The sequence below is a fragment of the Ralstonia sp. Ralssp110 genome, assembly GCF_047325135.1.
GTDB classification, from domain to species: domain Bacteria; phylum Pseudomonadota; class Gammaproteobacteria; order Burkholderiales; family Burkholderiaceae; genus Ralstonia; species Ralstonia mojiangensis.
In genome coordinates this window covers 347,902-363,174 of sequence record NZ_CP168610.1, presented here as the reverse complement: position 1 = coordinate 363,174, position 15,273 = coordinate 347,902, and the positions used below count along the sequence as shown (strand labels likewise).

The window sequence follows — 15,273 nt, the reverse complement described above, 5'->3', positions numbered from 1 at the left end:
AGCTGCCCGACCGACACCGCCAAGCGATCCGCTCCCAGGCCCCATCAGCTCAAGTGGCGACCGCAATCGAGCGCCAGAGAGAAAAGTTCATTGACACGTACGGATGCCCGTTTGGGCTAGAGCAGACCGACAACTGAGATCTTTTGCAGCAAAAGAAAAGGGACTGGTAATGGAAAACGCAAACAAGAAATCGCTGACACACGCACACATGGCGCTTGCCATCTCAATTGTCCTAGCCGGCAGTGCCGTCCCGGTCTACATGGCCAGCAAGGGCAATCCCTGGCCCTGCGTCGTGCTCATTGTTGCCGGCCTGGCTTACCTGCCGATCCGCCGCCGCCAGCTCAACAAGTGAGAGATACATGAAACTTAAGACCCGAATCGCAGGCTTCATCGCTGCCGCCCTCTTTGCTACGCCGGCCTTGGCTGGCTCCGTCGCGGGGACTGGTGGTTCGACAGAAGTTACGCAAATTCTGAACAACCTGCAGCTCATCCAGAGCTACGAGCAGCAGGTGCAGTCGTACGTGATGCAAGGCCGTCAAGTCGAGGCCGAGCTGAAGAATCTCATTTCCAACCCGACCTCCATACTTGGCCCTGATGTCGGGCAAATGATCAACACCATTGGGCAGATCTGGAGCGGCGGGCAGTCCATTGGCTACAACCTCGCGCAGATCGACCAGAACTTTGCGCGAACGTTCAAGAGCCCCACGGCGGGCAATCTCGCCAAGATGTTCACTTCTTGGCATCAAACCAACACGGACACGCTGCAGTCGGCGCTCCGCGCCGTTGGAGCACAGCGCGATCAGTATGCATCGAGCCAGGCTGCCCTGACCGACCTCTACAACCGGAGCCAGGCCACGAACGGCAATCTCGATGCCCTGCAGACACTCTCTCAGATCAACGTGCGCCAGATCCAGGAACTGCAGTCCTTGAAAGAACTGATGGCGACCCAAGCCACGGCAGCGACGACGTACATGGCGACACAGAACGCAAAGGATCAGAAGGGGCTGGATGACGCCGCGGGGCTTATGCAGGCCTACAAGACGCCGATACCTTCGGTTCAGTCAGCGCCGGCGCCAAAGTGGAAGAATTTTCTCCCCAACTGACTAATGGATTTGACTCATGAACAAGATCATCGCGATTCTCATCGTCACCGCTACCGCCGCTCTGGCAGGCTGCGGAGCAAAGTCTGGTTCCGCCTCCGTTGCCGGGACGTATGTCGATAAGGACGGTTCCAAGCTCGTGTTTGAGGGAAGCAAAGTCAAGGTAGTTGGGGGGACTGCCGGTGAGACAGATTTCACCGTGACGGGGAACACCTTGAAATACAAGTTCGCTAACGGCTTCCCGGTCGAGGCAACTATCAATGGTGACGGCACATTCACCACCAACTACGGCTACGTCTACAAGAAGGCGGACTGACGATGAGACACCGAGCGAGGTTTTTGACTCTGGTGCTATTGCTGGCTGCCTCTCACAGCGTCTTCGCTCAAGTTCCGGGCTCGGACACTGTGTTGGAGACCATCAAGCAGGCGATGCTGCCAGCGTTTACCAAGCTAAACGAACAGGCGCTCCCGTGGCTTGCGGCGTTCTCGACCGCTCAGTTCTTCGTCACGAACTGGAAGCTTCTAATGGGTGACGGCGATCTGCAGGGAGCGGTTGGAAAGATGGTTGGCGCCGTAGCGTGGGTCGGTTTCTGTCTATATCTCATCGCTCATGCGCCTGGCTGGATCGTGGCGGTCAGCGATCAGATGTTTGCGCTCGTTGGCGATATACCGACGCCAGCGTCAATCATGAAGACCACGTTTGGATTGGTGGGAGTTCTTGCAGGGCTTGCGCTCGGCGTCGGAGCGGTTCCATTGGTCGGAGGTACAGCAGGAAATATCGTTATCTTGGTCCTGCTTGTTGTCCTAGGGGTCGGCATGTACCTAGCCCTAAAAATCTTCATGCTTCAGTTGGAAGCCGTTCTCATCGCTACGCTCAGCCCGATGAGCTTCGCACTTTTGGGGCTAAACACGCTGCGGGATCAGGGCATTGCGCCGTTCAAATCGCTGCTCTCGCTGGCGTACCGGATTGTCTTGGTGGGAGTCATGATGAGCGCTTTCAGTGCCATGAGCGAAGCCCTGACGTCGGTCCTCAATGCCATCACGGTGCAACAGATGATCACTGATGGGTTGGGCTCCGTCCTTAGTCCCGTTGTGTCGATCATCGGTGCGTACTTACTGCTGGCCTTTTGCCTGTTCAAGAGCGATGCAATCGCCAGCTCGCTCGCCGGCGGCACATCGGCAATAGGCGCCAGCGACGTGACTACTGCCGTCGCCGCAGGGGCCGCAGCAGGCGCAGCCGCAGCAACTGGCGGAGCATCTGCAGTCGCAGGAGCGGGGAAAGTACCTCAGGCCATGAGCCGCTTCATGGACATGCTGAAGGGGGGCGGTGGCTCAATCCAGGACGCTTCGTCGATGGGCAGCGGTGGCGACGCGCCGGTCTTCACTCCACCAACTGCGCCCGCCTTATCTGTCAGCGGCGGTGGTACAGCGAGCGCTCCTGCTTCGGGCGGAGCCCCGGCCGGCGTGTCATCCAGCAGGTCACAACCTGGCGTTGCTTCGAGCCCACCCAAATCCAACGTCGCTTCAGGGCGATATGGCGGGCCATATGACGCGGAGACGACCGAGACTGACAGCCAAGCCGCTAGAACAACAGCTGGCGCGGCGAACAGCGGCCAGCCTGACCAGAAGGGAGCTGCAAGCGCCGGCAAGAGAGCCTTGCCCGCCGAAACGGCTGACGAAGCCAGTGGATCAGCAAGGGGGGCAACGATTGGCGGTCAGCATGGATCAACAAAGTTGGAGGAAACGCTCGACAAGCTAGTCGATCACCTCAGCCAACCCAGCAAACCGAAGGCTGGCCAGCAGTTGCGCGATCTGGATCAACGCCTGGCGCACGACAAAGCCACGGTCGGCGTCTCCATCAACCCGCACCATGATTGATGTGTGTTCGTAGGGGAACACGGAAGAGCGCTCCGGCGCTCTTTTTTTGGTTCATCGCCGATTTCCGGGAAGGCAGTGCAAATCTTGAGGAAGAGGTAATGGTCATCGCGGAAGCCATAGGCCATGCACTTGCGCGATCAAGAATTTGTCACGATTCTTGCCGAACCACGCTGATGCACGACCTCGATCGGACCACGTGGCGCCTGTCTTCGGATCTTGATTATTTCGGAGCCACAGCTTTCTTGCTAGCCAACGCAAAGCAAACTTGATTTGTCGCGAGATGCAGCATGAGCCACTATTGGCGGCAACGCCCTATTCCGACTAGAACGGTGAGACAGGGCGCTCGCGTGAAGCCGCTTTTTTCTCCATCGACTTAACCAATTTCGAGGAGATCAACACACCCCAGCGGCGACTCACGATTGACCAACGCCAGAGCGAGATTGGCCTTCGCGACAAGCTCCAAGGGCCGCAAGTTCTGGACGTAATGGCCGTGGGTGATGCGGTCCATTCCTGCCCCGGCGAGCTTGGCTACCGTTCGTAGGCTCGCGGTCAAGACGACGCTGTCGAGCCTGGCACCGTGCAGGATAAGGTTGCGTTGCCGATAGAGGCGGTGAAATGACTCGCCAATCGAATCTCGAATCGATTGCAGCTGTGGTCTCGGATTGGCAAGCAATTTCTCCAGTCGTGTCACAGCAGCTTGGTCCCCCACACCGGGCATTTGCGGCAAGCGCCGCTCGAGAATCATCTTGGCGAGGACGCGCGAGCGTTCACGATTGGTCGGCAACTCGCTCAGTTCAGCGCAGTCGCGAGGATGCGCTTGCTGCGCCCGGTACGACAATGCAGTGAGTTCGGCGCGAGGAAACGAGCAAGCCACCAATGTGGCAAGGTTGTCCGCTGCACTGGCCCGGTCGCTGGGATCAGCGAGCAGGCCTTCAATTGCACCCCACCCCCCAGCCACCGCTGCCGGAGGCGAGCTTTCCTCCAGATGCGCAAGTAGCTCTAGTGCAGCGTCAACACTCTGGCTGACGTCTGTGGAGAACACGCGATCTTCGCGAAAAAGTTCGGTGACGCCAACACCGCGAGAATCTTCTTTCAGTGTTGCGGGTTCACGGGCACCTTTCACCCATAGCAACGGAAACCGACTTAGCGGCCTGCCTGTCGCGATTAGCGCGCGTGCCGCGTATCGGTCCGACTCACTGCGTGCCAACTGTGCTGCACCATGTTCATCGCGGGCGCGGACACTTACTGCCATGGCAACAGGGCAGCGTACGCCCGACGTGTCGAAACCGGATTCTTTCAGCCACGCGATGACGGCTGGCCCCTTTAACCACGAAGCGGGGATCCCATTTGGCATGCCGGGGACTGTTGTATATGCAAGCAGCACCTCGAATTCGCGCGCCGGCTTTGCGCTGACCTCGTCATGGAGCGCATTACACAACTCAGCCAGCGTGATCGGTTCGGGAGCATCGAGGCGTGCTTTGATGAAGCCGTGCAAATGCTGTCCAGAAAAGCCTGCATCAAGTAGATACGCCGCGACGCTGCGCGCAAAAAGCTCGACCGGCAATGGTCCTTGAGTTACAGCGTGCCCCCAGCGCTTGAGATAGTCAGCGGCAACCCGCACCGATAGTTCACGTATCCCGAAGTGCGCTGCTCCCTCAGCACGTGGCACCTGTTGAAGCTGGAGACGGAGAAACTGACGTTCGTCTTCCGAGAATGCCGGGTGGAGCCCAACGCGCTTTTGAAGCGAAGAGGCGATCCGCTTAACGGATGCCTCGCTGAGATGGCCCTGGCGCATGGCGGCGCACGCTTCGTACAGTTCCTCCATGGCGAGAACAACGCCGATGCCCCATAGGGATCGAGACCACGGCTTTCTTTCGGAGAAAAATTCGAGCAGCCGAACGACGGCATGTGTATCGATCGGATTGACTGTTTTGAGCATGCGGCGTAGTATGCCGTATCGGCCATCTATTTGGCCCACCGTCTAAGTGGGGCGCGACCCGAGAGGAAGCGGCAGTCTGACTGCTCAATCTAATTGGCTCCCGCCCCCAGTTCTTGAAGGCCCTGCACTGCAGGGCCTTTTTCTTTGATCCTTCCACCAGATTGGTACCCAAGGGCCAGCCGGTGTGGGCGAGGATGCCCGCCAGGTTAGGCTTGAGCCGCTAGGCGAACTGGCATAGCGCCCCATCCCGCTGTTGATGGCGCGCTCGTACCAGCCTTGCCTGAAGCGCCCAGCGTAAGAGGATCTTTTGCAGCAAAAGTGTGACACGACACGCGCCCCGTTGGCTGTGTTTGCGCCCCTACAACAGCTTACGTGTGGCTTCCAGGAGCCAAGCGGCCCGTTTGTTGGTGCGTGCGGGCGCTATCGCCCTGTGCGTCGCCACTCGGGCAGTTCAGGGAAAGCGGTACGGGTAGACACCCTCGCATTGGCGCGCAGTTGACGCTTCGTCGCGGTGGTGACGATAACGCGCCTGCCTGACCGTCGCACCACAACCTTCGGCGCAGCAACAGCCAGCGTCGCGATGTTCTTGCCGTTGCTACTGGTGCTCATATCAGCCCCCTTGCAAGTAATCTAGCAGCATTTGCCCACCGGGCCCTCGCGCACCCACCTGGCGGTATCGATCGCACCTCCTCCAAATACAGAACGGGACAATCCTCCCCGCCGTTGTTCAAAGTTTTCCACAGCAGCACGCCCTCCTACTATCAGGTGAAAATTAGAGGAAAGACTTAAAGGCAAACCTTATAGGTTTAGGGGGGGACCAATCTAACGGGCCTGGGGGGGCTCATCTAACGGTCGTCCCGGCCCTTTTGGGGTCCGATTTATCGGCTTTGGGGGGGCCGATCTAACGTGAACAACTCCTCTCTCTCACAGGCTTGTCAACAGCTTCCGCCTGCAGCCAGAGATGCTCGACTTAGCAGAACACAGGCGATCCGTCAGAGTCTGATTGGCGGCGGAAATGGGGGGGCCGGATTTAACGATACCAGACGTCCGCCTACGCCCCCTTGTAGGGTACTGGCGGGGGCGAAGCCATTAGCATCAGGCCTCGCTCCACTTGCTTGACCTTGGCTTGCGGATAGACCACGAGGACATTCTTCAAGGCCGGCAAAAACTTCTTCTTGAAGTTCTTGTCAGCCTCCTTGCCCTCGTACTCCTGGGCGAACTGCTCGCGCAGAGCCTTCCAACGCAGAATTCGCGGCCCGCCCTCGATGCGGTGGAGTCGGTGCGCCAACCAAGCGTAGGTATCCAAAGCCAGCGCCGACCCTTTGAGCGCACAGAGGGCACGATTGTCGAGCGGCACACCGTGTTCCTGCAGCTCGTGATAGTACGACTCGGACAGCAACATCACGCCCGGCCACAAAGCGCGTGAATGTGTCTCTCTATCAGGAATCCACGCGTCGAACTGTTCGACCGGTTGGCCGTTGAACGTGCGACCCTTGAAGCCGAGTTGCAGTCGGCAGGCTGCCAGCGCATGCATCTGCTTGCGCAAGGTCTTGTAGCGGTTGCCCTGATCATCCATGCCCATGTTCCTCAGGAACTCCGACGCACTGTCGCCGATGGGAATTTCTCGTGTCTTGTAGCGCTTGGCGTAGGTGGAAACCCATGACAGCGCGAGACGGGGCATGGGGCCATAGGGGACAGGCTGCTGAACTGGCCCCTTACCTTCGTCCAGGAAGCCGGCCTGAATGCTCACCCATGCGTCGCCGGACTGGCGCATGAACTCTCGCCCGCGTACCTCCGAGCGTGGCAGACCGACCTGGCACAACACGGCATGGGTAAACGCCAGCTCATCGCCGCTCGGTCGTTTGTCCGCGATGAGTGTGCCCGCCATGAGAAGCTTAGTTTCGGCGGTAGTGCCCGGCTTACGGTCGATCACGGCCATCTCACTCGCCGCTCAAAACCTTCGAGATCTCCGCTGTACGGAAGTAAATTCGGCGACCCAGTTTGATCTTGGCCGCATTAATGGATCGGGACCAATCCGAGTCAGACCTTAGACATATGCGCAGGCCGTCAGTTGACCGGTGTAGCACTTGGGCAAGCTGAGCCAGGTTCAACAGCGGTCCGTACAGCTTTGTCAGTACCTCTTCAATCGGCATAGCGCAGGCGTCTTGCGATCGCAGTTGTCAGTAAACAATCGCAAGGCTACGGTCCTTTTCGCTACAATACGACAGCGCTTTCTGAAAAAAAATTGCCCACGTGAAACCCGTTCTTGGCAGGTTCGTTCCGTTTGCTGGCACCGACAAGCGTGTATCAGCGGCGATGTGCCGATGCTTCAGTCTGCTCACTCAATACCACTCCATCACTTCGCGGCGCCACTCGATCTCGTCGCTGATCGATCGCGAGCTCGACGTTGAAATTTGCCGGGTGATCCGCGCCTACTGTGTAGAGCAACGAGTTGACGTTTTAACCGGCTTTCGCCTCTCGCGTGTATGGCAACGGCCTCCGGAAGGCTGCTTGCCTTCCGCATCAGGGCTGAACAAGGTTGAGGCAGCCAATCGATGTGCAAGTCAGTGGCGCGACCTCTTGAAGAGTACGGTTCGTGAAGCCAATAGGCGAGCGGGTATGCGGTCTTCTACAAAAACCGTCCGCTTCTGCAGAACCCTCGATTCGGTCATGCAGTTCATCGACGTACTGCAAGGCCTGAAACCCGCTCACACGCATGATGGGGAAGGTAAAAGGGTCTCGCTTAGAGCGAAATCGAATCACGCTGCGTACTGCGAACTCTGTTGGCGGCCGACTATGTTCTCTACCGTACGCGATCACAGGCATGCCGAGGACGCTCAGAGAGGGGTAAGTCGACGCTTCTGCTCTGAACATAGTCCCCAAACGTCGGCTTCGATCTATCGCCGCGACCTTGCATTCAAGGAGCGATTCGAACAAGAGATCAATTTTCTGCGCGAAGGCTGGAGCAGAATCAGGGACACCATTGGACCGATCGTCAAGCTACGAGATGCCAGCAAGCCGACGGGTTATGAAGTGCATTTGGTCCCAGTAACACCAGACCCGGAAGACATCAGACGCGCCGCATACGCGCTTGTGCACGGCAAGCTCCAAGGGACAGGCTCGCAGTGCTGGATCCTGAAGCAGGAGGGACGCTCGTCACGACAAATCGCGGAAAACTTGATGATCCCGGATCGCACCGTTCGGTCAGCACTGGCAATGTTTGAGGTGAAGCTAGCTCAGGCGGACAGGATTCGATTGGGTACCAACTTCAGGGACCTTCACCGCCTTTGAATCTTGTCCAGCTTCTCAACTAGGTCCTCCGCGCGGAGGTGGGTGTAGCGCTTCAGCATTTGCATCGACTTGTGCCCGCTGATCGAGGCAACCTCTTGATCGCTCAAGCCCGCCTCGACGAGCCGACTAACGGCTTCGTGCCGTAGATCGTGGAAATGCAGGTCGTCAAAGCCTAGGTCCCGCACGATGCTAGACCACAATTTCTGAAACACGTAGGGCTTGCGCATCCCGTCTCGCCCCGGCTCCCCGAAGAACACCAAGTCGGTGTCGGTCGGCCGTATAGGGTTGTCGAGCGCTGAACGCAGGATTTCGGCTGCCCCCCGCGTTAGCGGGACGACACGCCCCGAGCCGTTTTTTGTGTCCTTCAAGATGACAACTCGTCGATCCACATCGACCTGCGAGCGCCGCAGCCCCGTGATCTCAGACGACCGCATGCCTGTCTCAACAGCAAGCCGCACGATCCAGTTCAGCATCGGATTACTGTGAGCTGCAACGGCGTCAAACAACCGCTGCTGCTCCTCCGAGTTCAGACGCCGATCCCGACCAGCACCCGGGCTCGGTTTTCGGATATTGGCGACTGGGTTGAAGGTGAGGCCAATCCCCCACTCCTGGATCGCGACCCGAAACAAATGCCCGAGCATCGCCAGCTCGATGCGCACGGTATTGTTCGATTTGCCTGCAGCAAGTCGCTCATCGCGGTACTTGGCGACGAGCTCTGCGCTGACGGCCGCCATTGAGTACTTCCCGAAGAACGCGCCCAAATGCTGCGAGGTGAAGCGCTCGCTGCGCTGTGTAGTCGGCTTCTTGATGGCCGACACCTCTTCCATGTAGCGCTTCAGGGCAGCCGAGACCGTGAGCTTTTCGGAGGGCGCGCGTGACAGGTAGACCCCTCGGACCATCTCATCTTCGGTCCGACGCGCCCAGTCTTCGGCATCGCGCTTGGTACGGAACGTCTTTGCGGTGGTCGGCCAGCCAATCTTGCGAACTACGGCTTTCCATGTACCGGAGGGAGTCTTGACGATCGTCGCCATATCGATCCTATTTGCAGGCTTTGGCCAAGTCGGACAACGGGCGCGAAGGCGACTCAGGCAAGCTAAATGGCGCGTCGCCGAATGATCGGATCACGGACCCCTTCTCACCGAGCAATACGAAGGTGCTACCAAATCCCTGCAAGAGATAGAACGGTTCCCTTGGCGACCCGACAGTGTCGGGATCGGCTAGCGCCACCGACCGATATTGCGACAGCATTGAACGGCCTTCGCACGCCCACGTTTGCAACGTTGTGCTGGCAACCTTCGCCGGAATGTACTGGTAGGGAATGTGCCCGGTAACAGCCGCATACGTCTTGACGAAAGCTCGCGCACCCTCCGCCTTCGCCGGGCTAAGCAGCACGAGTTGCAACAAGAGGTAGATGCCCGTTGCGAAGAACGTGACCGAGACCGTGAGTATCAGCGTTAGCGTGATAGGACGCAGCCGCGTGGCTGTCCCGGCAGAGCTCGTTTTGCGCGCAGTGCGACGCAAGCGACGACGTCCAATGAGTTTCCGCTTGATGCGTTCGATGACTGCCGCGCGCTGCTCGGGAGGAACCCGTTTGCTCGCAGTGCGCAGAGCATATGCGAACCGGAGGCGCAACGCCCACTCGGAGCATCTGTCTTGCCACCGACGGCGGCCCTTTACCTTCGACCGTCGCTCAGCCCACCACTCGGGGACCACAACGTTTGCCCAAAGGTACAAGGTAGAAAGCACAACGACGAACGCCGCTGTGCGCCACACGCTCTGAAGTTGAACACCCGCGAGAATTGTGTCGTATATGTCGGGCCGAAACATCATGCCGGGCACGCCCGCCATCTCGGCCCAGCCGTCCAGGTGAGAACGACCGACTGCGTAGCTGAGTGCAGCCGTCCCCGAAAAAACTAGCGCAACGCCTTCGAATACGTGCTCAGTAAGGTATGCCCACATGCGTGAGCCAAGGTTCGGCCGTGGAAGCGGCGTGCTTTCGGAAGTGCTCGTCGTCACAGGTTGTTTTTCCAGTTCGATTGTCTGCAGCGGGCCATGACGAATCACCCGTCTGCACCCCCCGGTGTACCGAAACTGTACTTTTTGACGCCGCAAAAGCACAAGGGGTTACGCGAACCTCACGTAACCCCTTGATTTTATTGGTGCCGGCTGCAGGACTCGAACCCGCCACCTGATGATTACAAATCAACTGCTCTACCAGATGAGCTAAGCCGGCAAAGAAACGCGATTCTAACCTAACACGCGTTACTTGACGACCTTTAGCGCAGGCTTGCCACCGATGCGCGGTACATTCGGCGGTGTCGGGTCGTCTTCCGGGCCGGCTTCGGCTTCGGCAGGGACCGGCGCAGGCACCGATTCAGAATCCACCGCGGCCAGCTTGGGCGGCGGATTATTCTCGCGTTCGGTTGCAGCTTGCGTCGTCGGTGTACTGCGCTCCACCGGAAATGCCATACCTTGTCCGTTCTCGCGCGCATACACGGCGAGCACGTTTTCGATTGGCACCTCGATCTTGCGCGAGACGCCCGAGAAGCGTGCGTGGAACGTGATCCACTCGTTGCCCATGTCGAGCTGACTGGTCGCGTCAAAGCTCACGTTCAGCACGATCTCGTCGTTCTTGACGAACTCACGCGGCACGTTGGTGCTGTTGTCGACAAAGACAGCGATGTACGGCGTGAAGCCGTTGTCCGTGCACCATTCGTAGATTGCACGGATCAGGTAGGGCTTGGTGGAGGTTTCCGACATGATGAAATCAGTGACCGTTGGGCGCGGCCGCGCGCAGGCTCAGCCCGGGCACGGCCAGCGACCCGGCGGCGATCAGCGGCGCATGACCTTTTCGGACGGCGTCAGCGCTTCAATATACGCCGGACGGCTGAAGATACGCTCAGCGTATTTCATCAGCGGGGCCGCATTCTTGGAGACCTCAATGCCGTAGTGGTCCAGGCGCCACAGCAGCGGCGCAATCGCCACGTCCAGCATCGAGAACTCTTCGCCCAGCATGTACTTGTTCTTCAGGAAGATCGGCGCCAGCTGCGTAAGGCGGTCACGGATGGCCGCGCGTGCCTTCTCGTGATTCTTCTCGGCAGCCTTGCCCTTTTCGTTCTCGAGCACGGAGACGTGCGTGAACAGCTCCTTCTCAAAGTTGAACAGGAACAGGCGGGCACGGGCGCGCTGCACCGGATCGGCCGGCATGAGCTGCGGGTGCGGGAAGCGCTCGTCGATGTACTCGTTGATGATGTTCGACTCGTACAGAATCAGGTCGCGCTCAACCAGGATAGGCACCTGGCCGTACGGGTTCATCACCGCGATGTCTTCCGGCTTGTTGAAGAGATCGACGTCGCGAATTTCGAAATCCATGCCCTTTTCGAACAGGACGAGGCGGCAACGCTGCGAAAACGGGCAAGTGGTGCCCGAGTACAAGACCATCATGGTTGTAGTTCCTTGGCGCATGGGCCGGGGGCGGCCCTATGACGGTACAACCGTGACGACAAAATGACATCGCCACGGCACAAAAAGCGAAAAGGCAAAGGGCTAGAGCCAGTTCTCCACCGGCCTAGCCCTTGCCCGGAAAACAGGGATTTTACTTGATGTCCTTCCAATAGGCCGCATTCAGGCGCCAGGCCAGCACGAAGAACACGCCGATGAACAACAATACCCAGACGCCGAGACGCTTGCGCAGGTTGCCAGCGGGCTCAGCCATCCAGTCCAGATAACTGACCAGATCAGCCACCGCCTGGTCATATTCGACCTTGTTCATCTTGCCCGGGACCGTCACTTCAAGGCCGACCAGCTTCTTCTCGGCCTCGCCGTGCTCGGACTTCACTTCGGCGTACTTCGGCACTTGCTGGCCTTGCAGCTCCCACAGCACATGCGGCATGCCCACCTTGTCGAAGACCAGGTTGTTCCAGCCGGTCGGACGCGTGTCGTCACGGTAGAACGTGCGAAGGTAGGTGTAGAGCCAGTCGCTGCCACGCGCCCGGGCGATCACCGACAGGTCCGGCGGTACAGCACCAAACCACTTCTTGGCGTCTTCACGGTCCATGGCGATGTGCATCGTGTCGCCGACCTTGTCTGACGAGAAGAGCAGGTTTTGCTTGATCTGCTCCTCACTCAAACCGATGTCGCGCAGGCGGTTGTAGCGCATCGCGCTGGCGCCGTGGCAGTTCAGGCAGTAGTTGACGAACAGCTTGGCGCCGCGCTGCAGCGCAGACGTGTCGCTGGACTGGTTGGGCGCCGGATCGAGCGGCACACCGCCCTCATTGGCCATCACGGGCGCGGCAAACACGAGACCGGCCAAGGCGAAAATCGCAAGCAGCTTTTTCATTCTTGTGTCCTTCATGGGTCCTTGTGCGCGGGCTCTATCAGTGCGGCGTGAACGTAACGCGCTCAGGCACTGGCTTGAACGTCCCGATCTGGCTCCAGATCGGCATCGCGAGGAAGAACGCGAAGTACAGAATGGTGCCGATCTGCGAGATGATCGAACCGACCGGGCTCGGCGGCTGAATACCCAGGTAGCCGAGCACAGCAAAAGCGATCACGAAGAGGATCAGCAGCGTCTTGTGGAAGCCCGGCCGATAGCGGATCGACTTGACCGGGGACTGGTCCAGCCACGGCAGGAAGAAGAAGATCACCACCGAGCCGCCCATCACGACGACGCCCCAGAACTTCGCGTCGATAAACGCGAAGCCCAGCGCCAGAATCACGGCCACCGCCACCGCCACGCCCTTGACCTTCATGCTCTTGGAGCGCACGAACAACAGCCCCAGCATGATGGCGATGAAGCCCCACAGCCACGGCAGGAAGTCCGACGTGGTCGCGCGCAGCATCGAGTAGAACGGCGTGAAGTACCAGACCGGCGCAATGTGCGGCGGCGTCTTCAGCGAGTCTGCCGGGATGAAGTTGTTGGCTTCCAGGAAGTAGCCACCCATTTCCGGCGCAAAGAACACGATCGCGCTGAAGATAAACAGGAACACCGCCACACCGACGATGTCGTGCACCGAGTAATACGGATGGAACGGAATGCCGTCGAGCGGAATGCCGCGCTCGTCCTTCTTGGCCTTGATCTCGACGCCGTCCGGATTGTTCGAACCCACTTCGTGCAGCGCGATGATGTGCGCCACCACCAGGCCCAGCAGCACCAACGGCACGGCGATGACGTGGAACGAGAAGAAGCGGTTCAGCGTCGCGTCCGACACCACGTAGTCACCCCGGATCCACAGCGACAGGTCCGGGCCGATCAGCGGGATGGCGGAGAACAGGTTCACGATGACCTGCGCGCCCCAGTACGACATCTGGCCCCACGGCAGCAGATAGCCCATGAAGGCTTCGGCCATCAGGCACAGGAAGATCAGGCAGCCGAAGATCCAGACCAGCTCGCGCGGCTTACGGTACGAGCCGTACAGCATGCCGCGGAACATGTGCAGATACACGACGATGAAGAACGCCGACGCGCCGGTCGAGTGCATGTACCGCACCAGCCAGCCCCACGGCACCTCCCGCATGATGAACTCCACGCTCGCATAGGCGACGGGGATGCCGGCGGCGTTGAGCGTGCCGTCCGGCTTGTAGTTCATCACCAGGAAAATGCCCGTGACGATCTGGATCACCAGCACCAGCAGCGCCAGCGACCCGAAGAAATACCAGAAGTTGAAATTCTTCGGCGCGTAGTACTCGGACAGATGCGCCTTCCACAGCTCCGATGCCGGGAAGCGTGCGTCGATCCAGCCCAGCAGCCCGGTTGTCTCCACCTTCTTCTCGGCCATGATCAAGCCTCTCCTTTCTCGTCTTTACCGATCACCAGCTTCGTGTCGGACAGGAACATGTACGGCGGAACGTCGAGGTTCTGCGGCGCGGGCTTGTTCTTGAACACGCGGCCAGCCAGGTCGAACGTTGAACCGTGACACGGGCAGACGAAGCCGGGGTCTCCGGCAAGCTGCACGTTGGCGCCCGCGGGAAACGGACCAGACGGGGAGCAGCCAAGATGGGAGCAGATGCCGACCACGACCAGCAGGTCTTTATGCTCGGCACGGGAGCGGGTTTCGTTCTTGCAATAGTCCGGCGTCTTCATGGTGAAGGGCACGTCGGACTTGGGGTCGGCGACTTCGTTATCGGTCTTCTTGAGCGATTCCAGCATGTCGGGCGTGCGCTTGAGCAGCCAGACCGGCTTGCCGCGCCATTCCACCACCTTCATCTGGCCGGGGGCCAGGTCACTCACGTCCGCCTCTACGGGCGCGCCCGCTGCACGGGCTTTTTCAGATGGTGCGAATGTGCAAACGAAAGGGGCCGCAACTGCAACCCCTCCCACACCACCAGCCACGGACGTCGCAATCAATAGATTACGGCGACCCTTGTCCACGTTTTGCTGGTCACTCATTCAAGACCCCAGATGAGAAATCAAGATAGATTCGCGTCAACCAAAAATTATACCCGACCGTACCTAGCCAACGGTAGCGGTCGCGGGGGGCGGTCGTTGCAGATATAGTGGACGCACCGATTGCCCGCCAGCCCAGTACAGGCAAGGCTTCGGCATGCCTCTTGCAACCTCGCTTTCAACAATTCAGGTCAACCGTTCGCTAGCTTGACCGTTTGTCTCGAATCAAACAATCCGGAGAAAACCGATGGCACTGATGCAAGACTTCAAGAAATTCGCGATGCGCGGCAACGTGATCGACCTGGCAGTGGGCGTGATCATCGGTGCGGCGTTCGGCAAAATCGTCGATTCGCTTGTCAATGATCTGATCATGCCGCTAATCAGCCGCATCGTGGGCAAGCTGGATTTCTCGAACCTGTTCATCCAACTCGCAGAGGCACCTGCGGGTGTGCCACACACCCTTGCCGATCTGAAGAAGGCCGGCGTGCCAGTCTTCGCCTACGGCAACTTCATCACCATGGCGGTCAATTTTCTGATTCTGGCGTTTATCGTGTTTCTGATGGTGCGCGCCATCACGCGCGTGATCGACGCCAACCCGCCGGCGGCGCCGGCCGAAACACCTGAGAACATCCTGCTGCTTCGCGAGATTCGCGACAGCCTGAAGAACAAGCCGTAATCAG

The 15,273-nt window shown here is 59.1% G+C and carries 14 protein-coding genes, 1 tRNA gene and 1 pseudogene; 6 read left to right on the top strand and 10 right to left on the bottom strand.

Features of this window, described 5'->3' with window-relative positions; genetic code table 11:
* Positions 1 to 169 precede the first annotated feature (169 nt).
* From ACEN9T_RS10435 to ACEN9T_RS10420, 4 genes are all read left to right on the top strand, one after another.
* Complete coding sequence (locus ACEN9T_RS10435; RefSeq protein ID WP_247565877.1) at positions 170 to 352, top strand: hypothetical protein; 183 nt, start codon at positions 170 to 172, stop codon at positions 350 to 352.
* A gap of 7 nt (positions 353 to 359) precedes the next feature.
* A complete protein-coding gene (locus ACEN9T_RS10430) occupies positions 360 to 1,103 on the top strand; it encodes a conjugal transfer protein TrbJ (protein ID WP_413707677.1) in 744 nt (247 codons plus the stop codon).
* A gap of 16 nt (positions 1,104 to 1,119) precedes the next feature.
* Positions 1,120 to 1,416, top strand: a complete 297-nt coding sequence (locus tag ACEN9T_RS10425; protein WP_413707676.1) for a hypothetical protein — start codon at positions 1,120 to 1,122, stop codon at positions 1,414 to 1,416.
* An 89-nt stretch (positions 1,417 to 1,505) separates the two neighbouring features.
* On the top strand, positions 1,506 to 2,978 hold the full coding sequence (locus tag ACEN9T_RS10420) for a hypothetical protein (protein WP_413707675.1): 1,473 nt from the start codon (positions 1,506 to 1,508) through the stop codon (positions 2,976 to 2,978).
* A gap of 102 nt (positions 2,979 to 3,080) precedes the next feature.
* Here ACEN9T_RS10420 and ACEN9T_RS10415 read toward each other — a convergent pair.
* From ACEN9T_RS10415 to ACEN9T_RS10405, 3 genes and pseudogenes are all read right to left on the bottom strand, one after another.
* Positions 3,081 to 3,197: pseudogene (locus tag ACEN9T_RS10415) on the bottom strand (H-NS family nucleoid-associated regulatory protein); the annotation flags it as partial.
* Between the two features lie 154 nt (positions 3,198 to 3,351).
* Positions 3,352 to 4,917: an integrase gene (locus tag ACEN9T_RS10410; protein WP_413707674.1), complete on the bottom strand. Its 1,566-nt coding sequence runs from the start codon at positions 4,915 to 4,917 to the stop codon at positions 3,352 to 3,354.
* Positions 4,918 to 5,968: 1,051 nt separating this feature from the next.
* Complete coding sequence (locus ACEN9T_RS10405) at positions 5,969 to 6,856, bottom strand: replication protein RepA (RefSeq protein ID WP_413707673.1); 888 nt, start codon at positions 6,854 to 6,856, stop codon at positions 5,969 to 5,971.
* Positions 6,857 to 7,170: 314 nt separating this feature from the next.
* Between ACEN9T_RS10405 and ACEN9T_RS10400 the strand changes: the two genes are divergently transcribed.
* Positions 7,171 to 8,208, top strand: coding sequence for a hypothetical protein (locus ACEN9T_RS10400; protein WP_413707672.1), 1,038 nt, complete (start codon positions 7,171 to 7,173; stop codon positions 8,206 to 8,208).
* Here the strand turns inward: ACEN9T_RS10400 and ACEN9T_RS10395 are convergent.
* From ACEN9T_RS10395 to petA, 7 genes are all read right to left on the bottom strand, one after another.
* Positions 8,196 to 9,239, bottom strand: coding sequence for a tyrosine-type recombinase/integrase (locus tag ACEN9T_RS10395; protein WP_413707671.1), 1,044 nt, complete (start codon positions 9,237 to 9,239; stop codon positions 8,196 to 8,198). The genes ACEN9T_RS10400 and ACEN9T_RS10395 overlap by 13 nt on opposite strands.
* A 1,126-nt stretch (positions 9,240 to 10,365) precedes the next feature.
* A tRNA-Thr gene (locus tag ACEN9T_RS10390) sits at positions 10,366 to 10,441 on the bottom strand.
* 29 nt (positions 10,442 to 10,470) lie between these two features.
* Positions 10,471 to 10,968 (bottom strand): ClpXP protease specificity-enhancing factor, encoded by a 498-nt coding sequence (locus ACEN9T_RS10385; protein ID WP_092975684.1) that lies wholly within the window; start codon positions 10,966 to 10,968, stop codon positions 10,471 to 10,473.
* A gap of 72 nt (positions 10,969 to 11,040) precedes the next feature.
* Positions 11,041 to 11,652 carry a glutathione S-transferase N-terminal domain-containing protein gene (locus ACEN9T_RS10380; protein WP_004634649.1) on the bottom strand — a complete coding sequence of 204 codons (612 nt, stop codon included), beginning with the start codon at positions 11,650 to 11,652 and terminating at the stop codon, positions 11,041 to 11,043.
* 151 nt (positions 11,653 to 11,803) lie between these two features.
* Positions 11,804 to 12,547 (bottom strand): cytochrome c1, encoded by a 744-nt coding sequence (locus tag ACEN9T_RS10375; protein WP_024977815.1) that lies wholly within the window; start codon positions 12,545 to 12,547, stop codon positions 11,804 to 11,806.
* A gap of 37 nt (positions 12,548 to 12,584) precedes the next feature.
* On the bottom strand, positions 12,585 to 13,988 hold the full coding sequence (locus tag ACEN9T_RS10370) for a cytochrome b (protein ID WP_037028792.1): 1,404 nt from the start codon (positions 13,986 to 13,988) through the stop codon (positions 12,585 to 12,587).
* Positions 13,988 to 14,596 carry a ubiquinol-cytochrome c reductase iron-sulfur subunit gene (gene petA / locus ACEN9T_RS10365; RefSeq protein ID WP_009241960.1) on the bottom strand — a complete coding sequence of 203 codons (609 nt, stop codon included), beginning with the start codon at positions 14,594 to 14,596 and terminating at the stop codon, positions 13,988 to 13,990. Before petA ends, ACEN9T_RS10370 begins: the two co-directional genes overlap by 1 nt.
* A gap of 244 nt (positions 14,597 to 14,840) precedes the next feature.
* Between petA and mscL the strand changes: the two genes are divergently transcribed.
* Positions 14,841 to 15,269 carry a large conductance mechanosensitive channel protein MscL gene (mscL, locus tag ACEN9T_RS10360; RefSeq protein WP_092975687.1) on the top strand — a complete coding sequence of 143 codons (429 nt, stop codon included), beginning with the start codon at positions 14,841 to 14,843 and terminating at the stop codon, positions 15,267 to 15,269.
* Positions 15,270 to 15,273 lie beyond the last annotated feature (4 nt).

Bases quoted from the DNA above. Each gene is read 5' to 3' on its own strand.
- ACEN9T_RS10435 (WP_247565877.1), top strand. From the start codon at position 170: ATGGAAAACGCAAACAAGAAATCGCTGACACACGCACACATGGCGCTT.
- ACEN9T_RS10430 (WP_413707677.1), top strand. From the start codon at position 360: ATGAAACTTAAGACCCGAATCGCAGGCTTCATCGCTGCCGCCCTCTTT.
- ACEN9T_RS10425 (WP_413707676.1), top strand. From the start codon at position 1,120: ATGAACAAGATCATCGCGATTCTCATCGTCACCGCTACCGCCGCTCTG.
- ACEN9T_RS10410 (WP_413707674.1), bottom strand. From the start codon at position 4,917: ATGCTCAAAACAGTCAATCCGATCGATACACATGCCGTCGTTCGGCTG.
- ACEN9T_RS10405 (WP_413707673.1), bottom strand. From the start codon at position 6,856: ATGGCCGTGATCGACCGTAAGCCGGGCACTACCGCCGAAACTAAGCTT.
- ACEN9T_RS10395 (WP_413707671.1), bottom strand. From the start codon at position 9,239: ATGGCGACGATCGTCAAGACTCCCTCCGGTACATGGAAAGCCGTAGTT.
- ACEN9T_RS10385 (WP_092975684.1), bottom strand. From the start codon at position 10,968: ATGTCGGAAACCTCCACCAAGCCCTACCTGATCCGTGCAATCTACGAA.
- ACEN9T_RS10380 (WP_004634649.1), bottom strand. From the start codon at position 11,652: ATGATGGTCTTGTACTCGGGCACCACTTGCCCGTTTTCGCAGCGTTGC.
- ACEN9T_RS10375 (WP_024977815.1), bottom strand. From the start codon at position 12,547: ATGAAAAAGCTGCTTGCGATTTTCGCCTTGGCCGGTCTCGTGTTTGCC.
- petA (WP_009241960.1), bottom strand. From the start codon at position 14,596: ATGAGTGACCAGCAAAACGTGGACAAGGGTCGCCGTAATCTATTGATT.
- mscL (WP_092975687.1), top strand. From the start codon at position 14,841: ATGGCACTGATGCAAGACTTCAAGAAATTCGCGATGCGCGGCAACGTG.